A 7173-nucleotide genomic window follows, 5' to 3' on the forward strand; every position below is an offset into this window, starting at 1 on the left:
GGACAGGCGATCGAGGGTCATGCGCACGGCACGATCACGCACTTCCGAAGGATACTGCTTGGGCATAATGGCCATCTTTCTCACAAAAGACGGCGGCATCAAACCCGGGACGGTTCAAGATGCGTTATGGGCCACGCTGTTGGCGACACTTCCGAGCAAGCGACCGATACCTCGCATGCGGCGATTGCCCACCACGATCAAGCGAGCGTCCACACGGGCGGCTTCCTCCACGAGGGCTTCAGCGGGCTTGCCTTTGACGAAGGAATGGGACACATCGACGCGGTCAGCCAGAAGACTGCTTGCTACGCTTTTTGCTGCTTTTTCGGCATCGTCAGCGGCAGAGAGAACCCAGCTGTCGCTGCCCTTCTCCAGCACTTGCGCACGTTCGCTGTCGAACGCCGAAATGATAAGAAGGGGAGCATTGAGGGCAACGGCAAGCCCGTGTGCTATCTCCGCTGCCTTGCGGGCAGTCTTGCTGCCATCTGCGCCTACAACAATGGGGTTAGTCATGACCTGTCCTTCATCTGCGCAGGGGATTGTGCGTGTCGGGCAATGATTTTTTTTACAAGGCTGGACGTCACCAACGGTGGACCAGCTTGCCTACAACCCGGCGCGGCTGTGACGCTCCAGTATCATCTGAGATCCTACCTACCCGACCGTATAATTTCTGGACGGGGACTCCACAGGTAAAACACTATCCTTTAGTTACGCGCGGCTGAGGCCTGGCTGTTTACTATTTCCGCGTTCTCAAAGCGCCCCTAACGGCGAATAATCACCGAACCGGGCGACAAGAGGGGAAGCGGTCTCATGACGCTGACAGCCAGCTACGAATCCGCCCACCATACACGCTTGCCGCCCAACCAGGTTTCCAGCACACGCACCGTGCCGTCCCCTAGCTCATCTGGTTGCGCAGCGAGCGGGTCTGATGAGAGAAGGACGAAATCCGCCAGGGCCCCTGGGGAAAATTCACCGATCAGTCCTTCCATGTCCAGCGCTGCGGCAGCGTCCACGGTCACAGACCTCAGTGCCTCGATAGGGCTGAGTGCTTGGTCCTCACCGAGGACCACTCCTCCAAAAGTGGTGCGGTCCTGAGCGACGCGCATGAGAAGAAGCGGGTTCGAAACTTCTGGGAGGCCGCCGGCGAAATCGCTGGATCCTACGGCGGGGAAGCCCAAATCGAGTAGTGTTCGCAAGCGGTACAGAGGCTTTGTTGCAAAGTCTTCTCCCAGGACTCCTGCCATTGAGTCACCGATCCCAAACAGGAAGCCTATATTGACGACCGGCAGCACATCGAGTTCCCGGCTGCGCTTAAGTCGCTCATCGGTTGCGAAGACATTTCCCAAGTGCTCAATCCGATGCGTGCTGTTCCACGATGGTCGTCCGTCTCTTGACTCCAATTTGCCGGCCGCGCGTTCGAACTCATCAAGAGCGAAGTCCATGGCTCTGTCGCCGGCCGCGTGTACCAGGACCTGTAGGCCTTGCTTTTCCGCTTTTTCAACGAGTCGTTCTACCTCGCCGGGGGAAAGGCCGAGCTGGCCAATATATCCCGCCCGGTCCGCGTATGGTTCCCACACAGCGGCCTCGCGAGCGGAGATGCCCCCGTCGGCGGCCAGCTTGTATCCTCCCAGCATGAGGCGGTGCTCCAAACGACTGTCGTCAAGCCCGAGCACGCTTGGCGCCGTGCCTGCCGAGACGAGCTCCCGCACAACGGAATCGAGCGCGTATAGCTTAACGCGCAGGACTACGTCATCGGAGAGAATGGCTTCCCGGAGGGATGATAGGGAATCGATGCCGTCAGTCATCTCCCCGATAGTGGTCACACCTCTAGCTGTGAAGTAGTCAGTGGCAGTCTTCACCAGCGCGGCCCCGAATGATCCCTCGGCCGGGCCCGGGATGGCCATCGAGGGCATCTGGGACTCAACCATGACGAGGTCGTTGACAATTCCGGTTGGCTCGCCAGCCTCGTCCACTTCAACATGAGCCGGATTGGGGAGCACCACATTGCGGTCGATACCCAGTTCGTTGAGGGCAACTGAATTAAAGGCCCAAACGTGGGCGCCAAACCTCACAATGATGGGTCGGTCGGTGCTTACGCGATCGAGGTCGTGCCTGTTCGGGTAACGTTTGTCGGTCAAACGGTAATTCTGGCCGAGGTTTCCCTGCGCTTCTATCCACCTCTGGCTGCCGGCTTCACTCGCTGCCGCTTGCTGAAGAATTGCAACGATATCATCGATGCAATCTGCAGGGGGCGTATGAACGCTGATGTTCAGGCCAAGGACTCTGGACCCCGTTTGCAGGTGGGAATGAGCGTCGACAAAACCCGGAACAATGGTGCCCTGGCCGGTCAGGTCGGCACGCTCCATGCCCGCAAAGTCGAATTTCGCCCGAGATCCGACATCTACGATTTTACTGCTGCGGACGAGCATTGCTTCGTAGCGCTGACCAGAACGTGGGTCGAGAATATCCCCGATCACGAGAAGTTCTTTGAAATGGGGAGCGTGGGAAGTGGATGTCAAGAGCGAACTCCTTGTGTCGCGGGACACGCTTATGTGCCCGAAGTTGGAGGACTTACTGCCCAGAGGACGGTGGCGTTGTCGGTTGACTTGTTGGTCAAGAAATGGGGCATGGAACTGCGATACTCGAGGCTGCTGCCTTCGTGCATGACATGCGTCAACCCGCCCACGGTGGTGGTCACCGTACCGCGCATCACCAGGAGGACCTCGGACGAATCACCATGAGTGTAGGCAGCGCCTGTGGACGCCCCGGGAGGAAAATGTCCAATGAACACATCGATTGCACTGTCAGGACGCATCGTGATGAGAGTCTTGTAGGCGCCGCCCTCACCCCACTCGATCCTTGGCCTGTCGACCTCGAGGAGCGGCGCCATCTGCTGCTGTTCCGGTCCCTGGAACAGATCATGGACAGCGATATCGAGAGCCGAGGCGACCCTGTAGAGGATGTCGATACTTGGTACAGAGCGGCCTCGCTCGATCTGGCTGAGCCATCCCTCTGAGATGCGGCTTCGTTGGGCGACCTCGCGCAGGGTCAGGGAACGGGCGCGCCTTATTGCACGTAGATTCGGCCCAAGCTGGTCGCGGGGGTTAGGGCGGCCGACGTCGCTCAATGATGTTGCCATTCTTCTCCTCAGCCAAGGTTGCTTGGTTGCAACCTTAACAGTGTTACTCGGTCACCCACTGGATCTAGTCCTGCTACACCACTTCACACCGCCACCATCACCGGGGGAGTAGGTGTCGACGTCCGGTCCAACCGCAGTGACGACCCCCACACCTTCGTGACCCAGTGGAAGAGGTCCACCTGTAGTGTGACGAGACATCTCGGACAGTTGGCTTCGGCAGACTCCGGTCGATTCGATCGTAACGAGCACCTGGTGCCCGGTCGGGTCGGGGAGCGTGACGCTTGCAATTTCAATTTCTGTGGCGCCCGGGTAGTGCAGAGCAATAGTTGCTGATGTAGCCATTATTAGGTTCCTTTCGTGGATTAGGGTCGGCTTGAGATGATGTCGGCGATTTTTGAGATTCGAGAGGTTGAAGCACTGCGGCTTGTCGTCTCCTGACGGTCCGCGATCCGGTACCCGGTGTAGATGACCCGCGTTCCGATCCATCGCAACGGCTCGGGTTCCCACGACCTCGATTCGTGGCCAACCCAAGGGAGCCGCAGCCGTGGTGATTGAGTTCTACAATGCTGGCCCCGGCGCCCATCGTGAACTTGTCGTCATCAATTTGGGCAACTACCTCGCCGCTCAGAACCAAAAGAATCTCCGACGAATCACCGTGGACGTACGCAGCTCCAGTTGATGCGTTGGGTGGGAAATGACCGACAAGGACGTCAACGGCTGTATCGGGCCGGGTAGTAATCAGCGTTTTCCATGCTCCTCCCTGCCCGCAGTCGATACGAGGCCTATCCGCCTCGGTGAGGACGCTCACATGGTTTGTGTGCAATGCATCAAAAAGATCCCGCAGCGCGAGTCCCAGGGCTGAGGCAAGGCTGAAAAGTACTTCTATGCTCGGCACAGATCGGCCCCGCTCAATTTGACTAAGCCAGCTGTCAGACAAATTTGCTGACTTGGCCATCTGGGCAAGAGTCAGAGAAAGCGCAAGGCGTATCGCCCCGATATTTGGGCCCAAGTGGTCCCAGGGATCTCGGGACCGACCAGGGCAAAAGCCCTCAGTCGACATTTTGCTCCAGTAAAGTTTTCTGTACTTCAGCTATATGCTGACCGACACTACGGGTAGCGTCATTGTATGTCAATCAACTGCTTCGACCCCAAAATATTCAAATGATCACACGTTCGGACGGTGTCACAGCAGCGTTGGACGCCGAGAAGAATAGTTATGAAAACGCTTGCGAATGAAGAAAAGTTTAGTCACAATGAAGTCAACCAAGCAGAGCTTGACGTGCTGACGCGTCATCATTGAGGAGCTAAGCATGAACGACCGAGCGCTCTATATCGACGGCAAGTGGGTCCCGTCCAAGGGGATCGGACAGATCGATGTCGACAACCCTTCACGGGTGAAATCGTTAGCAGCTATCCCGAAGGGGCGCCTGAAGACGTAGACGCGGCGGTTGTTGCTGCGACCACGGCATTTCCCGGATGGGCCTCGTCGTCGGTGGCTGCCCGCACGGGCGCTTTGCGCGCTTTGGCTGACCTCGTCGATGCAAACGCTGAGGAGTTGGCGCGCCTGGCCACCATCGAGGTCGGTACGCCCAATCGTTATGCGCGCGGGACTGTTAGCGCCTGTTCCTATATTCTTCGAAACATGGCCGAGCACGTAGAAGGCCTTTCACTTGAAGAGAAAATGAGCGGAGGGGTCCGGGTACTGCTCGAACCAATCGGAGTCGCTGGGGCAATTACCCCGTGGAACTACCCGCTGTACCAATCAATCGTCAAACTGGCGCCCGCCCTTGGTGCCGGTTGCACCGTGGTACTCAAGCCATCAGAAGTTGCCCCTACCCAGGTTTTCCGCTTTGTAGAGTTGGTGGACCAAGCCGGAATCCTGCCGCCGGGCGTATTGAACGTCATCAGCGGCACGGGACCTGTAGTGGGCGAAGCCCTCGCTTCGCACCCGGACGTAGCTATGATCAGTCTCACCGGCTCCACCCGCGCTGGGGCCCGGGTTTCGGAACTGGCCGCACAAACTATCAAGCGCCTCACGCTGGAACTTGGAGGGAAATCTCCTAACGTCGTTTTGCCTGACGTTGAGGATCTGCAAAGCGTTGTGACAGCAAATGTGAATGCACTTGCCTCAAACGCAGGTCAGACTTGCACGGCACTTACGCGGCTCATCGTGCCCCGGTCCCGCCTCTCCGAGGCTGAGGAGGCCGCACGCGCGGCAGTTGCTACGCTGGCGGCGGGAGATCCGCTCGAAGAGTCGACAACCATCGGGCCCATTGTCAGTAAGCTGCAGCACCAGCGGGTGATCGAGCACATTGAGACCGCGGAGCGCGAGACAGCCCGTGTAGTCATCGGCGGTTCCAAAGCCGGCAGCCAAGAGCGCGGTTACTTCGTGTCGCCGACAGTATTCTCCGATGTCACACGCGAAATGAGTGTGGCACAGAACGAGGTTTTCGGTCCCGTCCTCGCGATCATGCCCTACGACGGCATAGAAGAAGCCGTTGAGCTCGCGAATTCCACGTCGTTTGGACTTTCAGGAGCTGCTTGGGGGGCAGACCCCGAGCGTGCATTCGAAATTGCTCGCCAAATCCAGTCAGGAATGGTCCATGTAAACGGTGCCCCGGGCGCTTACGACATGCCTTTCGGGGGATACAAGCAATCAGGCAACGGCCGCGAACTCGGACTCGCTGGGTTGAAGGAATACTACGAGACGAAAGCAGTAGCGGTCTGACTTTGCGTCTGGGTGCCTGAGGGGGAGTTCTTCTCAGCATAAGGCAGTCAACCGCGCCGAAACGGCATTATCTTTAGCAGGCCGCCAGGAGTATCTGGCGGCCTGCTTATGCTTCTGAGCCCCGTTCTTCCGCTCGCTCGGGGTAACTGATGCAGCAAAATGCCGTTCTTATAATTCAGCTTCAACATATGATTCTCAGAAGGCGACTTGGTCGACATATCTATAAGCAAGGGGAACAGGGCAGGGCGATAGCGTAAGTCGGAGAATAGTCATTCCGAGGAGTTCCGATTGATACTACGTCGTGCCAACGTCTCGCCCGGGCTTCGTCGCCACCGCGGTCATGAGCACCGGTGAGCACTGCATGGAAAGCGGTTGGTGGCACCCCCGCACAGCATCAGTTCGCCACGACGTCTGAGGCCAATGCCGACTCCAGGTTCATCTCGGAAGGAAGTGTCATGCCAGCTATCGGAGGAAAGCTGTTGTCTGGGTTCTCGGCCCTGGCTGCTAAGCGTAATTTTATGATTACGACGAAGGATTCGCTCTGAAGATCGGAAGGGGAACCCAAATGGAGCGGCCTGACACTTTGGCGCGGCACCGCAGTCGTGCCATCATTCCTCGACGGCCACACGATGATTATGGTTGGAGACAACGAACAGAAATTTGTCGCATATCCCTTGGGGGTACCAGACGAAGCAGGTCGACAACGCATTGACTTTGTAGCTGAAAGACGGGGCAGAGGGTCCAGCGACGTGGACTGGAACCGCTCAGTCGACCATGCACCCATTGTGGACCTGTTCCAGGAGTGGAGCTTTGACTGGCTGGATGTACCGGCAGCAATCGGCGCTGCCGATGAGATTCTCGAGTACCCGATGGTCGATCGGGAGCCAATACCGCGATGGAGTTATGGGCGCGCAACGTTGCTTGGGGACGCAGCTCATGCCATGTACCCCAATGGGTCGAACGGTGCATCATAGGCCACCATTGACGCCCGTACGCTCGCCTTCTGCGTCGCCTCCAACACCACTGTGGCAGGTGCTATGGACCAGTAAGAGCAAAATCGCCGCCCTGCGACTGCCGAGTTGCTTAAGATGACCCGACAAACCGGACCTGAACGCGTGATGCAAATCGCCTATGAGCGGGCACCACAAGAATTCAGTCATATACAAGACGTCATGGCGGCCGAAGAGCTTTCTGAACCGTCCCGGGTTTGATGCCGCCGTCTTTTGTGAGAAAGATGGCCATTATGCCCAAGCAGTATCCTTCGGAAGTGCGTGATCGTGCCGTGCGCATGACCCTCGATCGCCTGTCC

General features: G+C 57.9%; 7 protein-coding genes. 2 read left to right on the top strand and 5 right to left on the bottom strand.

What is annotated here, in order from left to right:
• Positions 1-114: 114 nt before the first annotated feature.
• The 5 genes from VLA65_RS21820 to VLA65_RS22095 all read right to left on the bottom strand — a co-directional run bounded on the left by VLA65_RS21820 (position 115) and on the right by VLA65_RS22095 (position 4196).
• Positions 115-510: a universal stress protein gene (locus tag VLA65_RS21820; protein WP_332603735.1), complete on the bottom strand. Its 396-nt coding sequence runs from the start codon at positions 508-510 to the stop codon at positions 115-117.
• A 314-nt stretch (positions 511-824) separates the two neighbouring features.
• Entirely contained in the window at positions 825-2516 is a 1692-nt protein-coding gene (locus VLA65_RS21825) for an amidohydrolase (RefSeq protein WP_332603736.1), read from the bottom strand.
• A 29-nt stretch (positions 2517-2545) separates the two neighbouring features.
• Positions 2546-3136, bottom strand: a complete 591-nt coding sequence (locus VLA65_RS21830) for a helix-turn-helix domain-containing protein (protein ID WP_332603737.1) — start codon at positions 3134-3136, stop codon at positions 2546-2548.
• Between the two features lie 51 nt (positions 3137-3187).
• A complete protein-coding gene (locus tag VLA65_RS22090; RefSeq protein ID WP_442880365.1) occupies positions 3188-3478 on the bottom strand; it encodes an alcohol dehydrogenase catalytic domain-containing protein in 291 nt (96 codons plus the stop codon).
• Positions 3426-4196, bottom strand: a complete 771-nt coding sequence (locus tag VLA65_RS22095) for a helix-turn-helix domain-containing protein (protein WP_442880366.1) — start codon at positions 4194-4196, stop codon at positions 3426-3428. The genes VLA65_RS22090 and VLA65_RS22095 overlap by 53 nt, the downstream gene beginning before the upstream one ends.
• Before the next feature lie 250 nt (positions 4197-4446).
• On the opposite strand from VLA65_RS22095, the gene VLA65_RS21835 reads away from it, so the two are divergent.
• Complete coding sequence (locus VLA65_RS21835) at positions 4447-4575, top strand: hypothetical protein (protein ID WP_332603739.1); 129 nt, start codon at positions 4447-4449, stop codon at positions 4573-4575.
• Positions 4536-5864: an aldehyde dehydrogenase family protein gene (locus VLA65_RS21840; protein ID WP_332603738.1), complete on the top strand. Its 1329-nt coding sequence runs from the start codon at positions 4536-4538 to the stop codon at positions 5862-5864. The genes VLA65_RS21835 and VLA65_RS21840 overlap by 40 nt, the downstream gene beginning before the upstream one ends.
• The last annotated feature ends 1309 nt before the right edge of the window (positions 5865-7173 follow it).

The organism is Arthrobacter sp. S2(2024) (genome assembly GCF_036662515.1).
In the GTDB taxonomy this organism is placed as follows: domain Bacteria; phylum Actinomycetota; class Actinomycetes; order Actinomycetales; family Micrococcaceae; genus Arthrobacter.

Coding starts and splice junctions, on each gene's coding strand:
- VLA65_RS22095 (WP_442880366.1), bottom strand. CDS start 4,196: ATGTCGACTGAGGGCTTTTGCCCTGGTCGGTCCCGAGATCCCTGGGAC.
- VLA65_RS21830 (WP_332603737.1), bottom strand. CDS start 3,136: ATGGCAACATCATTGAGCGACGTCGGCCGCCCTAACCCCCGCGACCAG.
- VLA65_RS21835 (WP_332603739.1), top strand. CDS start 4,447: ATGAACGACCGAGCGCTCTATATCGACGGCAAGTGGGTCCCGTCCAAG.
- VLA65_RS22090 (WP_442880365.1), bottom strand. CDS start 3,478: ATGGCTACATCAGCAACTATTGCTCTGCACTACCCGGGCGCCACAGAA.
- VLA65_RS21820 (WP_332603735.1), bottom strand. CDS start 510: ATGACTAACCCCATTGTTGTAGGCGCAGATGGCAGCAAGACTGCCCGC.